Below are 18,367 nucleotides of genomic sequence, written 5' to 3' on the forward strand. Positions count from 1 at the left end.
TCATTTAAAGGCACTCACGAGAGGCCGTTACTTTAGGTTTTTAAAGCTTATCGGAAGTTCTAAATTTAACCCCCTAACCAGCTTTATGCACTCCTGCAAGTCATCTATACTTTTGCTTGTTACTCTGATCTCTTCGCCCCTGATCTGCGCGTTCACCTTGATCTTTGAGTCTTTGATCGCTTTTGTGATCTTTTTTGAGTTTTCAGCGTCAAGTGTGTCGTTTAGCTTTAGTATCGCCTTTAAATTTCCACCACTTGCTGGCTCTCTTTTTGTCTCTGTGATCGCAACTGGTGGGATGTTGCGCTTGATGAGCTTTGAGATCACGATGTCTTTTAGTGCGTCGATCTTGTTGTCGCTTGAGCTAAGAATCGTGATAAATTTTTCTTTTTCGTTTAGCTCGACTTCAGCTGCAAGCCCCTTAAAGTCATACCTTGCTGCGATCTCTTTTTTTGCCGTCTCAAGAGCGTTTTTGACCTCCATCATATCGACCTCGGCACTTATATCAAAACTATGCTCAGTTGCCATTTTTATCCTTTCAAATTTATTTAAATAGCCCTTTGATCTTCTCAAGAAGTGACTTTTTGCCAGTCTCTTCTTGCTTTATCGCCTCGCCAATCTGCTGCACCGCGGTCTGTGCGTAGATGATAGCGCCTTTTGGATCGCAGTTAAAGAGGTTTGAATATGAGCTTGATTTGTTTAGATCAAGTGGATTTGGCTCCACGACCTCAGTGGCCTCAAGCAGGCCTGTTTCTAGCTCGCATGCGTAGTTTAGCGCATCTAAAAATGCAGGTAAATTTTGCGCGTAAAAACCATCAACCGCCTCTTTTATCTCGCCACCTGCTTCATAGTCAGCCTTTAGTTTAGCTACGTTTTTAGCACTCACATAAGCACCACAGCAGTAGTTTTCGGTGATCTCATTGTAAATTTCGCCACTAAATTTATCCAAAAACTTACTTGGTAAAATTTCTCGCCAGTTGCTAATATAGTTTTTAAATTTCTCATTTTGTCGCGCCAAAGAGCTTAGCGCTGTGCCCCGAGTGTAGAAATATTTTCTAAAAAATCCTTGTGTGACGGCGATACAAAAGCCGTGAGTTTTGTTAAAAATTTCATCGTCTTTATACTGCAACGCAGCACTTAGCGTATCTTTGTACTTTTGCGCGTAAAATTCCTCTACGCCAGCCTTACTAGCAAGCGCTAAAACCTCGTCAAATTTACCAGCCCTTGCAAGCTCAAGTGCCTCAAAATACCACTTTGAAATTTCATCTTCGCTAATAGCGTGATAGCTTATATCATAGCCCATTACTTGCTCTCATTGATGAAATTTTCGATGTTTGCGACGATCTTTGTGATGAGCGTCTTTCTAGCCTCCAAGCTGCCCCATGCCACGTGTGGCGTGATGAGTAGATTTGACTTCTTTTTTACATTTAAAAATGGGCTATTTTTGCTCATTGGCTCGCTCTCCAAAACGTCCGTACCAAAGCGTAAATTTCTCTCGTCTATCGCCCTTGCCATCGCCGCTTCGTCCACTATGCCACCACGTCCTAAATTTAGTACTATTGCCTCATTTTTTAGCAAATTTATCTCATTTGCACCCAGTAAATTTCTAGTTTTTTCATTTAGTGGTGCATGGATGCTGATGATGTCGCTACTTCTTAGTAGCTCGTCTAAGCTTTTTTGCTTAAATTCGCTATTTTTATTTGCTCCGCTTGTCGAGTAATAGCTCACGTTTGCGCCAAATGCACGCGCCACTGACGCCACGCTGCGTCCTATCTCGCCAAGCCCGATGATGCCAAATTCTTTGCCAGCGATCTCGCTGATGTCTGCGCCAAGATAGGTGAAAATTTCGCTCTTCACCCACTCGCCACTTTTTACGTAGCGATCATAAAATTTGATGTGATTTGTTAGCTCAAAAAGCATGGCAAAAGTATGCTGCACTACGCTTGCGGTTGAGTAGCCAGCAACGTTTTTAACAGCTATATTTTTAACTTTTGCATGCTCTAGATCGACATTATTCATCCCAGTTGCGCTTATGCAGATAAGCTTTAAATTTAGCGCATCCATCACAACTTTATCGATGATGACCTTGTTTGTAATGACCACATCAACGCCCTTTAGACGAGGCACGACCTCTTCACTTTTAGTTTTTTGATAGCTAATAAACTCGCCAAATTTCTTAAAAACACTAAGATCTACGTTCTCTCCCAGCGTGGCCGCGTCCAAACAAACGATCTTCATCTTTAGTCCTTAATGAAATGTCCTACAAATTTAGAGTAGTTATCTAAAATTTTGCCGCCCTTTCTATATCCAAGCGCGCACGCCTCATAAGCGTAAAATACGCCAGCTTGGTAGTTATCACCTCTTTCATCTTGATTAAACTCGTAAAATTCTTGATAGATAGCTTTATTTGAGTCGTATTCGCCGTCATTACTTGCTATTTGTGCGCCGTTTTCATCGTGTATCGAGACGTTTGCGCCCTCTCTGCCAAATACCGGCTTTTTCACATATTTTTTACCTTTTAGTGGCTCATTTGAGGTCTCAAGTAAGAGTGGATGATTTGGATAAAGATCCCAAAGAATTTTTAAAATTCCCTTGCTTTGGAAAAGTAGCGTGTAGGCTGGATTTATGATAATGGCTTTTTGGTTTTTGATGATATTTGAAAGTATGAGTGCTAGCTCGCCCTCATCGATCGCTATGCTCTCCCAAGGCACAAGCTTAAACCAGTACTCGAAATTTTCATCACCTTTAAAAATGCCCTCATCATCGTTAAAAACGACCTCATCAACGTAGGCAAAGTCGGTTTTAAAGCCGGCTTCTTTTGCGATGTATTGTAGTAATTTCACGGTTTGCTCATCCTCGATACTGCCAGCGATAGAGCTAAATAGTATCCCCCAGCCCTCGTAAACATCATCAAAATTTACATTATCGTCGCCAAGCGTGATAAGGCGTTTAAAATTTTGCTTTAGAGCTTCGTAAAGGTTATTAAATTGTTCTGCTTCATCCATATGATTTAGTTTTAGCATCGCCCACTGGATGATCGCCGTCTCAAAAACTGCCGTTGGCGTGTCGGCGTTAAATTCGATCAGTTTTATCGGCTTGCCATCAAGCCCACCTGCTAGATCAAACCTGCCGTAAAGGTGCCAGTGAACGTCATTTTCCCAGCTATTTTTGATACTATCAACGAGATTAAACGGTATGCCTATCTCGTGAAAAAGGTTGTTGTCAATGACGTGCTGAGCGGCATTTACATACATATCGTATAGCTCATTTGCCGCCTCATAATAAGCATCCGCTTCACTTGCTTTTACCTGCACGATCTCATCTGCGATATATGAGCTGTTATCGTTATCTGTATGCCACGCAAAGCCGATTTTCTCCATAAATTCGTTATTTAATGGCGTAATTTTTCTTAAATTTATCATTTTTCAGCCTCCAAAGCTTGATGAGCTAGAGCTTGATTTTGAGCCACCACCGAAAAATCCACTCTTACCGCCACTGCTTCTTGCAGCAGAATTTGCTGCTTTTTGCTTATTAAAGCTATCAACGCTTCTTGTGTATGCGCTTGGATTTTTGTAAGAATTTTGGCGAGTAGCTTGGAAATTTTGATTTCCAAAAAGCTTGCTACCTATCCAGCTACCAAGTATCGCGCCAGCAGCTGAGGCAAGTATCGTCTCACCAAGGCTTAGACTGCCGCTACTTAGCTGTGCGTCACTCGTTTTTGTTAAATTTGAAGTGCCATTGTCGATATTTGCATTTGCTTGAGCTAGGAGCTTATCGATCTCGTCTTTGCTTAGCACACGCTCAGTGCCGTTGATATCTTTTAACACGACTCTAGTTTCAGTACTTGGATACTCTTCTAAAATTTTATAAACTCCAGGTGCGCTCTCTTCGATGATGACAAAGGCACCGTTTTTTTGCGCAACTTCATTTAGTGCGTTTTCATCACCGCCATTGTTACTGCCACAACCAGCAAGGCCAGCCATAACGATCGCACCAAATCCGCCTACCGCAGCATAAGTAGCTATTTTTTTAATGTGTTTCATATCTCTCCTATCAACTCTTTTAAATTTTTATGTCTTCTAACAAGTATCACGCCTCGTTTAAATTTGATAAATTTGGAGTGATGTATCGCTTTTATTATCTTTTCACTGGCTTTTTTCGTTGCCTTTGGCTTTAGATTTAGCTCCTTTAAAAATTCACTTAAATTTATCCATTTTGACTCATTTTCTATCTCCGCCTCTATCGCTTCGTTATTTGGCATATCGTCATTTTTTTGTGCTAAAAGCGGCCTTTGCATAGCATTTAGAAACTGCATGAGTTTCTCATCTCTGTCCTTATAAATTTGCAAAATTTCATTTTTTCGCTCGATTAGCATCTGCTCTTTTTCTTTAAAAAGCCTATCTTTATCGGCTTGCAAGTTTAAATTTAAGCTCTTTAGCTCGCTTAACTCATTTAGCAAATAATTTACAAACTCATCATTTTGGGATTTAGTTTTTGTGCTTTTTGGAGCGGATTTTGTGGCCTTTTCGCTACTTGGTTTCTCATCAAGGATGACAAATTTTGTGCCATTTTCAATGACTGTATTTATCGAACCACGGCGGATTCTATTATAGACTGCTTCTTTTGTTATGCCTAAAATTTCTGCAGCTTCGTTTATAGCTAGCTTTTGCATCGAATTTCCGTTTAAAATAAAATAAAAAATTTGCTTTGATTATAAAAAAATAAGGCTAAAAGAAGAGTTAAACAAAGAGAGCAAAGCCCTCTTTGTCTTGGTTTTAGAGTCTTGACTCGTAGCGTCTAAGCATATAAAGACGTTTAAGCATTTTCTTGCGAGCTGCAATTTTTTGTTTCTTGCGGATCTCAGTTTTAGGCTCAAAGAAGCGTCTAGCTCTTGCTTCAGTTACTACTAAGTTACGGTCAGTTTGTTTCTTAAACTTTCTGTAACCCTCGTCAAATGACTCGTTAGGATGTACCTTAATACCAGGCAACGTCCTCACCACCTTTCAGATTAAAATAAGCCATGAGTATAGTTTAATTTTCATAAATTTAAGCTTTTAACTATTTTTTTTTAAAACTCTTTTAATGCCATAAGCTTTATAATCATAAAATTTCAAAAAAGGCTTATTATGTCAAAGGAATTTCATCTTAGCTACGCCAAGAGGCGTTACATTTTTTTCGCCTGTATCACGCTATTTGTCTTTGTTTTGCCATTTATCAGGGTAAATGATGCACAGTTATTTTTGCTAAGTTTTGATAAAAGTAGAGTTGATCTATTTTTTACAAAATTTGATATGCAAGAGCTTTATTTGTTGCCATTTTTATTTATCATTTTATTCTTAAGCATATTTTTTCTAACGACACTTGCAGGGCGTGTTTGGTGCGGTTGGAGCTGTCCGCAAACTATTTTTAGAACGATATTTCGTGACCTTTTGCAAACTAAAATTTTAAAGATCAGAAAAAATATCCAAAATAAACAAAATGAGCCAAAAGGACAAATTTTAAAGCGTGCTTTAGCAGTTGGAATTTGGTGTGTTTTAGCTCTTATTATTTCGGCAAATTTTTTATGGTATTTTGTACCACCGCTTGATTTTTTTGCTTATTTAAAAGAGCCAAGTGAGCACGGAGTTTTACTTGCATTTTGGCTTGTTATAGCTATTTGGTTAGTTTATGATGTCATCATTTTAAAAGAAAATTTTTGCATCTATGTCTGTCCTTACGCTAGGGTGCAATCAGTGATGTTTGATAACGACACTATCCAAGTTATTTACAACCAAAAAAGAGGCGGCGTAATCTATAACGGAAAAGAGAAATTTAAAAAGCCAAAAGAAGAGGGTGCGCTATGTACTGGCTGCGAGGCATGCGTGAGGATATGCCCAACGCACATTGATATAAGAAAAGGTATGCAGCTTGAATGTATAAATTGTCTAGAGTGTAGCGATACTTGTGCTAAAGTGATGAAGCATTTTGATGAAAGCTCGCTTATTGAGTGGAGAAGTATAAATTCTATAAAAGAGCAAAAAAGAGTCAAAATTTTACGCTTTAGAACGGTTGCTTATCTCGTTATTTTGGGCATTGTTTTGACAGCTGGGGCATTGATGAGTGGCAAAAAAGAAAGTATGCTTTTAAACATAAATAGAACAAGTGAGCTTTATAAAATTTTAGGCGAAAATGAAGTCGAAAATTCTTACGTATTTTTGGTGCAAAATACACAAAATAAAGAGCATGCCTTTTACTTTGAAGTAGATGATAAGAATATAGAAATTTCTCGCCCAAATAAGCCATTTATATTAAAAGCTGGCGCAAAGCAACGAGTCATTGTCACGTTAAAATCAAAAAATGAAAATTTAAGCGATAAAGATCTTTTAAAACATATAAATATAAAAGCTTACGCCACTGACGAGCCAGCTATTAGCGTGCAAAGGCAAAGTACTTTTATCTATCCTAAAAGATGATAAAATGGCAAAAAATTAACAGGAAGCAAGATGGCGATCTCAGAAAAGGGTAAAAAAAGATACGAACTTATTGTAAAAACAGCACTTGAGCTATTTTTAGAAAAAGGATACGAAAAGACAAGCTTAAGCGATATTGTAGCGATAAGTGGCGGATCACTTTCTAGCATTTACACGTTTTTTGAGAACAAAGAGGAGCTTTTTGAGGCGATCGTTGAGCAAGAGATAGATAGCCTTATAAAAGAGATCGATGAGAAAATAGATCTTAAAATTTCCCACAGCTTGGAGGAATTTTTAACCAAATTTGCAACCATAATATTTTCTATCGTTTGCAGCAAAAGGCATATCTCTCTTGGTAGGATAATGATGAGTGAGGGTTCTAAAAATGGCGGCAAACTTGGTAAGACGTTTTTGGATCAAATTTTAAAAAAGATCGATCTTGTGCTTATAAATTTCTTTGAAAGAGATGAGGTAAAAGCCAAACTTGATTCAAAATTTTCAGCCAAATTTGCTGCAAAGTACTTTATACAAAGCGTGATTGGAGCTTATTACTATGATTCGCTTTTGATAAATGAAGAACCAAAGCTTAGTGAAAAAGAGCGTAAAAAGCATATTAGCTTGTGTGTTGAGTTGTTTTTGAATGGAGTTAGTAAAAAATAAAATTGACTTTTTATTTGTTTTCTAATAGAATCGAGAACTTTAAATTTTTGTAACAATTATTACAAAAACTAAATATGATATTAAAATTTAAAATTAAGAGAGGTTTTTATGGTAAATTTTAAAAGTGCTCTTATGCTTTCGGTTGCAGTTTTATTTCTAAGTGGTTGTTTTGAAAATAAAGAGAATAAAGCGGCAGCAGGTCGCCAGATGCCGCTATCTCATGTGGATATTTTTACCGCACAAAAAACAGACATACCTATTAGTTTTGATTACACTGCAACGGTTGCAAGTAGTCAAGATGTTATTATCTATCCAAAAGTTGGCGGAACTATCATAAAGCAGTTTTTTAAGCCGGGAAGCAAAGTAAAAGCGGGCGACAAGTTATTTTTGATAGATCCAGAAAAATATCAAGCTAGCTTTGACTCACTTGATGCCTCTGTTGGCGTAGCAAATGCAAATTTAAAAAATGCCGAGACTGAGTTTAAAAGAATTTCTGCTCTTTATAAGAAAAATGCAGTCTCTCAAAAAGACTATGACGCAGCAGTTGCAGCCTATGATATTGCAAATGCGAATTTAGTAAGTGCAAAAGCAAATTTAAAAAATGCGAAAATCGACCTTGGCTACACGACTATCACAGCGCCATTTGACGGCGTAGTGGGTGATAACCAAGTAGATGTTGGCTCGCTTGTCATAGCAAACCAAACAAAGCTTGTAAGACTTACAAAAATAAATCCTATTGAAGCAGAATTTTATATCGCCGATGTGGATAATCTAACTAGAAAGACAAATTTGGATAACGGGTCATGGCAACAGCTAAATAGTGACGCTGTGTTAAGCGTCAATGGCGAAAATTTTAATGGCAAAGTAACATTTATAGATAACGTCGTAAATACCGCAACTGGCAGCGTTTTAGCAAAGGCTAGCTTTGATAACAGCGAGGGTAAAATTTTGCCAGGTGCGTTTGGGCATATAAAGATGAGTGGCTTTGTTCAAAAAAATGCCTTTAACATCCCACAAGTTGCCCTTCAACAAAGCGCTACAAACTCTTATGTTTTAGTCGTAAAAGATGGCAAAGTAAGCCAAAAAAATGTAAAAACAGGATATCAAACAAAAAATATGGTATCGGTCACTGAAGGTCTTGAAGAGGGTGATAAGATAATTGTTAATAACTTCCTTAAAATAGGAGTTGGTGCACCAGTTGAAACTGATAAAGACCTAAGTGCGGAATTTATAAACGGCAAAGATGTAAACGCTACAAGTAGCAAGTAAAGGCAGATAGATGTTTTCAAGATTTTTCATAAACCGCCCGATATTTGCAACTGTTATATCTATCATCATAGTTATAGCAGGTTTTATGGGTATCAAGGGGCTTCCAATAGAGGAGTATCCAAGTCTTACACCGCCTACTGTCTCTGTAAGTGCGACATATAGCGGTGCTGATGCGCAGACTATCGCCGACTCAGTCGCAAGTGCGATCGAAGATCAGATAAATGGCGTTGAAAATATGCTCTATATGCAAAGTACCTCAAGCTCAGCAGGTACTATGAATATAAGCGTATATTTTAAGATCGGCTCATCGTCAAAACAAGCTACGATCGATGTAAATAACCGCGTGCAAGCTGCCCTTTCAAGGTTACCTCAAGAAGTGCAAAATATGGGCGTAACGGTGCGTGAAAGAAGTGGCTCGATCCTTCAAGTTGTTGGCTTTACAAATCCAAATATGAACCAAGTTGAGCTATATAACTATGTAAATTTAAACATTGCTGACGAGATTAAAAGGGTAAATGGTATCGGCGATACAGTGCTAATTGGCAACAAAGAGTACTCGATTAGAATTTGGCTAAAGCCAGATAGACTTGCTCAGTTTAAACTAACTCCAAGCGACGTCATCTCTCAAGTAAAAATTCAAAACTCACAATACGCCGCTGGCAAGATCGGCGAACAGCCATCAAAGGGTGAAAATCCTTATGTTTATTCTGTGGTTTCTGAAGGTCGTTTTAAAGATCCAAAACAATTTGGCGAAATTTTGATAAAAAGTGAAGACGGCACAGTTGTTAAGCTAAAAGAGGTCGCCACAGTCGAGCTTGGAGCTGCTAGCTACGCATCAGATGCTATGCTAAATGGCAAGCCAGCAGTGCCGCTTTTGCTATTTTTACAAAATGATGCAAACGCACTTGCGACATCTGAAGCAGTCGCTGCAAAGCTTGAAGAGCTAAAGAAAACCTACCCAGTTGGCCTAGAGCACACCATAGCCTACAACCCAACTGAATTTATCACCGTCTCAATAGACGAAGTTATAAAAACTTTCATAGAAGCGATGGTACTAGTTCTTATCGTAATGTACTTCTTCTTAAAGAGCTTTAGAGCTACCATCATACCAATGCTTGCCGTTCCAGTCTCTATCATAGGCACATTTGGCGGTCTTTATGTGATGGGCTTTAGTATAAATTTGATCACACTTTTTGCCCTGATCCTAGCCATCGGTATCGTCGTAGATGACGCGATCATCGTTATAGAAAACGTTGAAAGAATTTTGCATGAAGATAAAGGCATAAGCGTAAAAGACGCCACGTTTAAGGCGATGGAGGAGGTACAAACCCCTGTCATCTCTATCGTGCTCGTGCTTTGCGCGGTTTTCGTGCCAGTTTCATTTATGGAGGGCTTTGTTGGCGTTATACAAAAGCAGTTTGCGCTAACACTTGTTGTTGCTGTTTGTATCTCAGGCTTTGTCGCTCTTACTCTTACGCCAGCACTTTGTGCGGTTATGCTTAAAAAACAAGAGAACAAGCCATTTTGGATAGTTCAGAAATTTAACGACTTTTTTGACTTTAGCACTAGGCTCTTTACAGCAGGCGTGGCAAAAATTTTAAAACACGTCATCATTAGCTTTATAGTCATTGGCATAATGGGATTTGCGACGTATGGCCTTTTTCAAAAAGTGCCAAAAGGGCTTGTACCTTCAGAAGATAAGGGCGCTTTGATGGTTATCACCTCGCTTCCACCTTCAACAAATATGCTAAAGACCAAAGAAGAGGTAAAATCTATTAGTAACGCCATTTTGAGCAATCCAAATGTCGAATTTACCATGGGATTTGCAGGCTATGATATGCTAGCTAGCTCACTTAGAGAAAACTCAGCCATCAGCTTTGTCAAGCTAAAAGACTGGAGCGAAAGAAAAGGCGCAACGGACGGTGCAGATGCCTTAGTAGGTCAGTTTAATGGCATGCTTTGGGGTTCAAAAAACTCAATGACTTTTGTCGTAAATGTGCCACCTATCATGGGTCTATCAATGACTGGCGGCTTTGAGATGTATCTACAAAATAAGAGTGGCAAGAGCTACAACGAGATAGAAGCGGACGCTAGAAAGGTAACTGCAGCTGCAAACGCAAGACCTGAGCTAACTGGCGTAAGAACGACGCTTGAGACAAACTACCGCCAGTTTAAGATAACGGTTGATAAAGAAAAGGCAAGGCTATTTGGCGTAAGCGAGAGCGAAATTTTTAGCACGATAGCGGCTAGCTTTGGCTCTTACTACATAAATGACTTCAACCTTGCGGGTAAATCATACCGCGTATATGCAAGGGCAAGCAATAACTTTAGAAACAACCCCGAGGATCTAAGAAAAATTTTCGTTCGCTCATACGAGGGCGGCATGGTGCCACTAAATTCAGTAGCGACGCTCACAAGATCGATCGGACCTGATATCGTTGATAGATTTAATCTCTTTCCAGCGGCTAAGATCATGGGCGATCCAAAACCTGGCTACACATCAGGCGATGCGATAAGAGCGATACAAGAGGTCGTAAATGACACACTAAGTAGTGATGAGTACGCTATAAGCTGGGCTGGAACGGCGTATCAAGAGGTAAATTCTCAAGGAACAGGCACGGTCGCCTTTATCTTTGGTATGGTCTTTGTCTTTTTGATCCTTGCGGCTCAGTACGAAAGATGGCTCATCCCACTTGCAGTCATAACTGCCGTGCCGTTTGCAGTATTTGGCTCGTTGCTAGCTGTTTGGTTAAGAGGGCTAACAAATGATATCTACTTTGAGATCGGACTCTTGCTGCTCATCGGTCTAGCGGCCAAAAACGCCATTTTGATCGTAGAATTTGCTATGCAAGAGCGCGAGAGTGGAAAGAGCATATTTGAATCAGCTGTAAATGCGGCCAAACTTCGCTTTAGACCTATCGTAATGACCTCGATCGCATTTACTCTAGGCGTTTTCCCAATGGTTATAAGCACGGGTGCTGGCGCTGCATCTCGTCACTCACTAGGAACTGGCGTAGTTGGCGGTATGATCGCATCAACAACGATAGCGATATTTTTCGTGCCTATGTTTTACTATTTGCTTGAAAATTTAAATGAAAAATACTGGAAAAAGGGAGCAAAAAAAGATGAGAAATAAGGCGTTTATACTTATAACAGCGGCGTTTTTGGCTGGTTGCTCGTTTCGCCCAGATATGCCAGATGTGGATACAAATTTCACCTCAACATACACTTTCGAGACAAGCGATGTAAGAGATCTTTGGTGGAAGGAATTTGGAGATGAAAATTTAAATATTCTTGTTGAAAGTGCGCTTGGGAAAAATACAAATTTACGCATTGCCTATTTAAATTTAGAAAAAGCAAAGGCGAGCCTTGGCGTTGCTGAGGCTAGCTTGCTCCCTGGGGTAAATTTAAACGTAGGCTACACAAAAGCAAAAAGCAGTGGCGAAACATACACTAAGCAGCCTCAAACACGCTACCGAACATCGAGCATAAATTTAGGGCTAAACTACGAGATAGACCTTTGGGGCAGAGTGCGAAATAGCGTGCTTGCAGCAAATGAGAGCCTAAATGCAAGCGAATTTGACTACGATAGCGCCAGGCTAAGCCTTAGCTCAGGTGTGGCAAAAAGCTACTTTGCTCTAGTGTCGCTAAATATGCAAGAGGCCGTACTTCAAGAGACGCTAAAGACTTACGAGGCGACACTTGCACTTCGCAAGACGCAGCTTGATCTTGGCGGCATAAATGAGATGACTTATTTACAAAGTAAGGCAGCAGTAGAAAGCGCTAAGACCAATATTACATCTATATTAAATGCAAAGTCAAAAGCTATCACCTCACTAGCCATCTTGACTGGTAAAAGTAATAATGAAATTTTAAGTGGAGCTATTGCTAGCTCGCAAAATTTACCAGCTTCTCCCGAGATAAGTGCTGGCATTAGCTCTGAAATTTTGCTAAGAAGAAGCGACGTAGCAAAAGCGCTAGCTGATCTAAAGGCGACAAATGCGCTTGTTGGCGTGACAAAGGCTGATTATTTCCCTACGATCTCACTCACTGGACTTTTAGGCTTTACGAGTGTTGATTTTGAAAATATATTTGTAGGAAACGCCAACACTTGGAGCATAGGAGGCTCTTTAGTTCAGAAGATCTTTGACTACGGCAGAACAAAAAACAATGTCCGCATCGCAGAGACAAACGAACAAATCGCAGCCATTACCTATGAAGGCACGGTAAAAACTGTACTTGGAGAGGTCAGAGACGCCCTTATATCAAGGCAAAATGCAAAGCTCTCTTTGGATCAGGTGAAAAATTTGCTACAATCGCAGCAAAAAATTTATTCGCTTGCTAAAGATCAGTATAACGCTGGCTATATTGGTCACTTAGAGCTTCTTGATGCACAGAGGAATTTGCTTCAAGCAAAGCTTCAAGATATCTCAGCTAAGCTTGATGAGGTAGATAGCGCGGTTGAAGTTTATAGAGCACTTGGCGGCGGATTTAAGGTAGATAAATAAACTCAAAAAGGAGAAAAGTTGATGACTAAGATTTTAAATTTTTTATTTTCTTGGGGATTTTTTGTTTTTGCTATCGCTCTTGGCGTAGCATTATGGTTTGCGATAAATTACGTGGATACCATTAGGCTTGAGTCAAGCTTTTATGATATCGGCGAGATATTTATGATGGCAGCTGTTTTTGGTATTGCTTTTTATGTGATCGCAGCAATATTTGTTATTCCTATTAGAGCGATCAAAAAATCTTAATCTTTCATCTAAGGACAAAATCCTTAGATGAACTTCTTGACTTCATTGTGTAAAATTCTTAGATTTTTGATTATTTATTTTAAAAATTTATTTATGAAATTTACCGCATTTATATTACTAATTCTAACAAGTATATTTTTAATAGCTTGCTCAGCTAATCAAGCAAATAAAAAGATAAGCAACTCTGAACTAGAAAGATTAGCTAAACAATATGGTGGAGTATATATATTTGATGAGAAATTTGAGAAAGAGATAGAGAGACAAGAACAAATAAGAGATAGTAAAAGAAAAGAAATTTTAGAGAGAATAAAGACAATACCTAATAAAAATGAAAGAAATCAAAAAATGAGAGAAATTTTAAAAACAGAGTTTTATGATAATCCAAAAATGGATCAAACCCTCTCAAATGGTAAAAAATACTACACTCGTTGGATAGATTATGAAAGAGATACTGGTAAAAAAGCAGAAGTACCTGAAAGCTATACGAATAAGATAAAAGAATTTATAGGAAATGATTTTTTAAAAGAAGAACCTAGAATTTACCCTAAATATATGTATTTTGATGGAAAAGAGATGAGAATTATAAAAATATATCTTTCATATACTTATATTGAAACCAAATATGGACTATTTGGTGATGAAGGTAGAGGTGTATCATTTACTAAAGAGTCTTTTGGTACAAAATCAGGAGATAATATTTTCTACTTAATAAACAACAAATTTATAAAAGCAAACAAGGACAAGTAAGTGCTAACTAAAAAATCAAATAAAGAGCAATTGCTTTAAAGACTATATTGATATAGCTGATGCAAGTTATGCAATGCTCCATAATGTATTTGAAAATGAAAGAAATGGACTTGATGAGCTTTATGAAAAATGAAGTAAATTATGAAAATACTTGAAATAAACTTTTATCTGCATAATAAATTTTAATAAACCCCAAACAGCACATAATAAATTAATAATATTATAAATACAATAACAATAAAATATCCAAACTAAAATTTCAAACATAAAAGGATAACCAATGAAATTTCTAGCTATAACACTCTTACTTCTAACAAGTATATTCTTAATAGCTTGCTCAGCTAATCAAGCAAATAAAAAGATAAGTAACTCTGAACTAGAAAACTTAGCTAAACAATATGGTGGAGTATATATATTTAATCAAAAATTTGTTGATGAGATAGAAAAAAGAGAAAAAGAAAGAGAAGATCTAGCCAAAAATTTAGGGGATAAAATAAGATCAAATCCTAGAAAGATAAAGCAAGGTGATAAATTTATAACGATATATGATGTAGATATGACCTTGGTAAATCAAAAACTCCCTCAAACCCTCTCAAATGGTAAAAAATACTACACTCGCTGGATAGATTATGAAAACCAAACTGGTAAGAAAGCTAAAATCTCTGAAGTCTATATAAATAAAATAATTGAGTTTATAGATTTAGAAAATTTTAACAAAGAAAAACCATATTTAGATTTAGGAAAATTATATATAGATGATAATGGAGAAATAGTTCCTATAAGCATAGATGTTTATTATGAAACATATAGTACTAAATATGGCTTATTTGGAGATGAAGGAATGGGAATAAGCTTTAGTAAAAAAAGTATAGTTCCGGTAAGCGGTGGAAACAAATTCATTCTAACAAACAACAAATTTATAAAAGCAAACAAGGACAAGTAAGTGCAAACTAAAAAATCAAATAAAGAGCTAATAAATTGCTTTAAAGACTATATTGATATAGCTGATGCAAGTTATGCAATGCTCCATAATGTATTTGAAAATGAAAGAAATGGACTTGATGAGCTTTATGATAAATTTGGTAAAGATAATGTCCCTGAAAGTATTGTAAATTCTTATAGAGAAGATGAAAAGAAAAAGCCTATTTGGAGATATGCGGATGGCATAACAAAGGGAGATATTTTAAAATCAGACCAAAGAGATGAAAATAATAAAACTATTAAAATAGCAGGAAGCCCTACCGCTTATGCTCTTTGTATAGAAGCAAGATTTATGGCAGATAAAATAGTAAAGAAGCCGGTTGGAGCAAATGGAGAAACAAAAGATACTGAACTCAAAAATGATGTAAAAAATTTTATAGCTTTGGTACCAGATCAGCCACCCTATATCTTTTATAAACCTGAATCCCTCTCCCCTCGCACAAAACTTTTTGTTAATCGCTATGAGCTAGTAAAGCACATACCTAATCAAAAATCAGGTTTTAGCTCAACTATATTTTATGATACGCTTAAGTCAAACTATATAATAGGCTTTAGAGGAACAGAGATGAAAATGAATGATCTCTTAGATGATGCCTTTATGGCAATTACATCAAGAGCGCTTATGCAAATATCTGCTTTAAAATCACTTCAATCCTCTATGCAAGAAGCTATAAATTCCCATAGTCAAAACTTAAGTGGTTTAGATAACACCGCCAAAGACATCATCCTATCAGGTCACTCATTAGGAGGTCATCTAGCTCAAATATATGCAGTAACCTTTAAAGATAGCGGAGTAAAAGAACTCTATACTTATAACGCTCCAGGAATTTATGGTGGCATATTAGCTTCAGCTTTTACTTGGAGCTTAAGGCTTCTTAGCTTTGTGGCTAAAGCCATAGCAAAAGGTGCAAGATGGATAGCAAGGGTCATAGACAAAGATGGCTTTATAGGAAAGATGGTAGGCTCAGTCTTTAACAAGATAAAAGGTATGTTTGGCTTCAAAGATGATAAGAGCAGTGTAGATGAATACGTAGATGTAGTTAAAAATAATGAACAAGCTCAAAAGACTCTTGCAGATAAAAAGGTGAGCTCTAATATAAATAAAGTTAGCAAAGAAAAAGATATAGACATAGAGATACATCACGTAGAGAGCGTTAAACAAAGTATAAATAGAGATGAAGATAGCTTTTCGAAAGATGTAGCTGTTTTGATAGAACCTACCTTTTCGGTCATATCTGATCTAGGCTATAAGCTAGGCATAGATACAACTGGCGAAGTAAAGTATGAAAATACTGAGAATAGACACTTGGTGAATATATTGGTTAGATCTCATTTTTTAAAAGAGAGTGTTTTGGTTTTATATATGCTGTGCTATCTTTTAGAAAATAAAGAAAATGAAGCCAAGATAGAAGGCAAAGATATAGCTGAAGCACTTGACTATCTAAATGAATATATCCAGTCGCTTAAATTTAAACTAAAATGCATAAGATCGAAGTTAAATTTGGATGTAAATATAGATGATATAAGTGATGCTTCTATGCTAGATACGCCTTTATATATTTTTTATGCTTATTTAAATCTCTTTTATGAATATGGCAAATTTAGTGATGAAAATTTTAAGCAAGATATGGTTGGGTATATAATAGAAAATTTAGGCAGCAACATAGATAAAAATAGCAACAAAGAAGCACATCTAGTAAAGATACTAGATATAGATGATCTAGATAAACTAGATGCGACAAAGATAGTAAGTGATGCTAGAGCTGGCGATATAGATATGCTAGTGGCAATTTGTGCTTTGAATTTATTTGTATTTGAAAAAAAGATAGATGTAAATGAGCTTGGTAAATACTTCTCTTATAGCAAAAACATCTATAAAAATATAACGATACTACGAGACAATAGAGTAGATATAGCAGAGGCTAGCATCTTTGTAAAAGATAGAATAGATATGCTAAAGAGCATAATAAATCTAAAATATGCGGATCTAGCAAAGCTAAAAGAAAATGAAAATTTCTTGGCTAGCATAGACTCTAAGGACATAAGCTCTAGTGATGAAGCCATAGTAATAGCTAATAATAAATCTGCTCAAAATAACGATGATGTAGCCTACAACAATAAAGTAGCAACCGATGATATAAAAGCTCTTATGAATGAGAGTGTAGGAAGTATCTTTTATAAAAACAACGATACCCTTAGTGTAAGTGCAGTAGATAAAAGTATCGTTGATGTTGAAGTATTAAAGGAGATATTTAATCTAGATAGTAAAAATATGAATCAAAGAATATATCTAAACTCTGCTCTTTTATCTAAAGCCAATGAAGAGGAGGATTATCCACTTTATTTTAAAGACGAAAAATATAATAGTGATGAGAATATACCTCTAAATTTTACTCATCAGCCAAGAGATGAGGATAAAGATATAGGAAGGCTAAATGTTGCTTATAGAAATTCTCAAGCAAATATATTAAATTATTCACTACTAAATAAGAGCCTAAATATCGATCTAAAACCAATGAGCAAAAAGACTAAAGAGGCTCTTTCAAATTTAAATCAAAGGCAAAATTTACAAAAAGATAATCAATCTAAAGAAATTTCATCCACTGCGACTTCATGCCCTGTCATAGAGGATGACACTATCATTTGCCCACATGGCGGTCATGTGATCTTAAAAAGTAGGGCAGGCAGGAGCATAAGATCAGACGATCAAGGCGTGATACTTGATGTTGATTTTATAAATTCACCGATAGTAGGCTGCTCAGCTAGGATCCCATGCGTCATAGTAGCTTATGTACCAAGATCAGCACTTAGTCTAAAAAGTATGAATGATCACTACGCTGTAATGCAAGATCTAGTGCCAAACTGCCTAAGTAACACAGGCTCTTCGCTAAGGTGTATAAAAAAAGAGAATAAACTAAAACTAGAGCATAGTTTAGGTAATCCTATGTTTGAGAATAATAACCTTGCCGTACAAAATCCAAATTTAAACAAGCCATTGATTAGACTTCATATAAAAGCTTTTGCCTCTCAAATAGATAATCTTTTGGTAACTACCTATTATCTATTTGATAAAAAATTTGAAGATAAAAATGGCTTCAGCAAGATCAAACTCAATTTAGACGAGGGAAGAGACGTAGAGGATAAGAATTTAAAGGCTCTTTTAGCGGATAATTATGATGATAAGCGTTATGACATCAAAGAATTTAAACTAAGATATGGAGTGGATAAGCTGAATTTGATATTTGTAGTTCCAAAGAATTTTAGCCCTCTTGATAAAGAGAACTACAAAAAGGCAAATAGCCCGGAAAGTGGGGTAGGCTTTTTTGCCAGTTTAGATGAATTTAATAGTTCTAATATAGAAAAGAATAGACATACTTACACTTATGTTTTTATGTCTCCAACTGGAGCTAAAAGTATAGAGCTTGAGATAGCTAAAGGGCTAGATAGTGGCTATACAAATGGCATAAACACAACTAGCTTTGTAATGCTTGTTAGTTGATAAATTTAAAG

At 36.8% G+C, this 18,367-nt stretch carries 16 protein-coding genes; 9 read left to right on the forward strand and 7 right to left on the reverse strand.

Going from position 1 to position 18,367, the window contains the following annotated elements; genetic code table 11:
- Positions 1–27 precede the first annotated feature (27 nt).
- The 7 genes from CYO92_RS04065 to rpsU form a co-directional block, all read right to left on the reverse strand.
- Positions 28–525, reverse strand: coding sequence for a YajQ family cyclic di-GMP-binding protein (locus CYO92_RS04065; RefSeq protein ID WP_103588767.1), 498 nt, complete (start codon positions 523–525; stop codon positions 28–30).
- Positions 526–541: 16 nt separating this feature from the next.
- Entirely contained in the window at positions 542–1,300 is a 759-nt protein-coding gene (locus CYO92_RS04070) for a hypothetical protein (RefSeq protein WP_103588768.1), read from the reverse strand.
- Positions 1,300–2,235 (reverse strand): D-2-hydroxyacid dehydrogenase, encoded by a 936-nt coding sequence (locus CYO92_RS04075; protein ID WP_103588769.1) that lies wholly within the window; start codon positions 2,233–2,235, stop codon positions 1,300–1,302. Before CYO92_RS04075 ends, CYO92_RS04070 begins: the two co-directional genes overlap by 1 nt.
- Positions 2,236–2,237: 2 nt before the next feature.
- Positions 2,238–3,419, reverse strand: a complete 1,182-nt coding sequence (locus CYO92_RS04080; protein WP_103588770.1) for a glutathionylspermidine synthase family protein — start codon at positions 3,417–3,419, stop codon at positions 2,238–2,240.
- 3 nt (positions 3,420–3,422) lie between these two features.
- On the reverse strand, positions 3,423–4,040 hold the full coding sequence (locus CYO92_RS04085) for a UPF0323 family lipoprotein (protein ID WP_103588771.1): 618 nt from the start codon (positions 4,038–4,040) through the stop codon (positions 3,423–3,425).
- Positions 4,037–4,669 carry a DNA-binding protein gene (locus tag CYO92_RS04090; protein WP_084109681.1) on the reverse strand — a complete coding sequence of 211 codons (633 nt, stop codon included), beginning with the start codon at positions 4,667–4,669 and terminating at the stop codon, positions 4,037–4,039. The genes CYO92_RS04085 and CYO92_RS04090 overlap by 4 nt, the downstream gene beginning before the upstream one ends.
- A 103-nt stretch (positions 4,670–4,772) precedes the next feature.
- On the reverse strand, positions 4,773–4,985 hold the full coding sequence (gene rpsU / locus CYO92_RS04095; RefSeq protein ID WP_009294994.1) for a 30S ribosomal protein S21: 213 nt from the start codon (positions 4,983–4,985) through the stop codon (positions 4,773–4,775).
- 138 nt (positions 4,986–5,123) lie between these two features.
- Between rpsU and ccoG the strand changes: the two genes are divergently transcribed.
- The 9 genes from ccoG to CYO92_RS04140 all read left to right on the forward strand — a co-directional run bounded on the left by ccoG (position 5,124) and on the right by CYO92_RS04140 (position 18,356).
- A complete protein-coding gene (gene ccoG, locus CYO92_RS04100) occupies positions 5,124–6,449 on the forward strand; it encodes a cytochrome c oxidase accessory protein CcoG (protein ID WP_103588772.1) in 1,326 nt (441 codons plus the stop codon).
- Positions 6,450–6,479: 30 nt separating this feature from the next.
- Entirely contained in the window at positions 6,480–7,106 is a 627-nt protein-coding gene (locus tag CYO92_RS04105; protein WP_103588773.1) for a TetR/AcrR family transcriptional regulator, read from the forward strand.
- A gap of 108 nt (positions 7,107–7,214) precedes the next feature.
- Complete coding sequence (locus CYO92_RS04110; RefSeq protein WP_103588774.1) at positions 7,215–8,375, forward strand: efflux RND transporter periplasmic adaptor subunit; 1,161 nt, start codon at positions 7,215–7,217, stop codon at positions 8,373–8,375.
- A 10-nt stretch (positions 8,376–8,385) separates the two neighbouring features.
- Positions 8,386–11,511, forward strand: a complete 3,126-nt coding sequence (locus CYO92_RS04115) for an efflux RND transporter permease subunit (protein WP_103588775.1) — start codon at positions 8,386–8,388, stop codon at positions 11,509–11,511.
- The gene (locus CYO92_RS04120) at positions 11,501–12,883 is read left to right on the forward strand and encodes an efflux transporter outer membrane subunit (protein ID WP_103589101.1); all 1,383 of its coding nucleotides are present in this window, start codon (positions 11,501–11,503) and stop codon (positions 12,881–12,883) included. Before CYO92_RS04115 ends, CYO92_RS04120 begins: the two co-directional genes overlap by 11 nt.
- A gap of 21 nt (positions 12,884–12,904) precedes the next feature.
- A complete protein-coding gene (locus tag CYO92_RS04125) occupies positions 12,905–13,129 on the forward strand; it encodes an ATP-binding protein (RefSeq protein WP_103589102.1) in 225 nt (74 codons plus the stop codon).
- A 93-nt stretch (positions 13,130–13,222) separates the two neighbouring features.
- Complete coding sequence (locus tag CYO92_RS04130; protein ID WP_141089768.1) at positions 13,223–13,876, forward strand: tRNA 2-selenouridine synthase; 654 nt, start codon at positions 13,223–13,225, stop codon at positions 13,874–13,876.
- A 280-nt stretch (positions 13,877–14,156) separates the two neighbouring features.
- Complete coding sequence (locus tag CYO92_RS04135) at positions 14,157–14,819, forward strand: tRNA 2-selenouridine synthase (RefSeq protein WP_103588777.1); 663 nt, start codon at positions 14,157–14,159, stop codon at positions 14,817–14,819.
- Positions 14,820–18,356 carry an Mbeg1-like protein gene (locus tag CYO92_RS04140; protein WP_103589609.1) on the forward strand — a complete coding sequence of 1,179 codons (3,537 nt, stop codon included), beginning with the start codon at positions 14,820–14,822 and terminating at the stop codon, positions 18,354–18,356.
- Positions 18,357–18,367: the final 11 nt, after the last annotated feature.

Source organism: Campylobacter concisus, assembly GCF_002913715.1.
In the GTDB taxonomy this organism is placed as follows: Bacteria; Campylobacterota; Campylobacteria; order Campylobacterales; family Campylobacteraceae; genus Campylobacter_A; species Campylobacter_A concisus_AG.

What these genes read in the sequence shown, in the direction of transcription:
- CYO92_RS04065 (WP_103588767.1), bottom strand. Translation starts at nt 525, where the DNA reads ATGGCAACTGAGCATAGTTTTGATATAAGTGCCGAGGTCGATATGATG.
- CYO92_RS04070 (WP_103588768.1), bottom strand. Translation starts at nt 1,300, where the DNA reads ATGGGCTATGATATAAGCTATCACGCTATTAGCGAAGATGAAATTTCA.
- CYO92_RS04075 (WP_103588769.1), bottom strand. Translation starts at nt 2,235, where the DNA reads ATGAAGATCGTTTGTTTGGACGCGGCCACGCTGGGAGAGAACGTAGAT.
- CYO92_RS04080 (WP_103588770.1), bottom strand. Translation starts at nt 3,419, where the DNA reads ATGATAAATTTAAGAAAAATTACGCCATTAAATAACGAATTTATGGAG.
- CYO92_RS04085 (WP_103588771.1), bottom strand. Translation starts at nt 4,040, where the DNA reads ATGAAACACATTAAAAAAATAGCTACTTATGCTGCGGTAGGCGGATTT.
- CYO92_RS04090 (WP_084109681.1), bottom strand. Translation starts at nt 4,669, where the DNA reads ATGCAAAAGCTAGCTATAAACGAAGCTGCAGAAATTTTAGGCATAACA.
- ccoG (WP_103588772.1), top strand. Translation starts at nt 5,124, where the DNA reads ATGTCAAAGGAATTTCATCTTAGCTACGCCAAGAGGCGTTACATTTTT.
- CYO92_RS04105 (WP_103588773.1), top strand. Translation starts at nt 6,480, where the DNA reads ATGGCGATCTCAGAAAAGGGTAAAAAAAGATACGAACTTATTGTAAAA.
- CYO92_RS04110 (WP_103588774.1), top strand. Translation starts at nt 7,215, where the DNA reads ATGGTAAATTTTAAAAGTGCTCTTATGCTTTCGGTTGCAGTTTTATTT.
- CYO92_RS04115 (WP_103588775.1), top strand. Translation starts at nt 8,386, where the DNA reads ATGTTTTCAAGATTTTTCATAAACCGCCCGATATTTGCAACTGTTATA.
- CYO92_RS04120 (WP_103589101.1), top strand. Translation starts at nt 11,501, where the DNA reads ATGAGAAATAAGGCGTTTATACTTATAACAGCGGCGTTTTTGGCTGGT.
- CYO92_RS04125 (WP_103589102.1), top strand. Translation starts at nt 12,905, where the DNA reads ATGACTAAGATTTTAAATTTTTTATTTTCTTGGGGATTTTTTGTTTTT.
- CYO92_RS04130 (WP_141089768.1), top strand. Translation starts at nt 13,223, where the DNA reads ATGAAATTTACCGCATTTATATTACTAATTCTAACAAGTATATTTTTA.
- CYO92_RS04135 (WP_103588777.1), top strand. Translation starts at nt 14,157, where the DNA reads ATGAAATTTCTAGCTATAACACTCTTACTTCTAACAAGTATATTCTTA.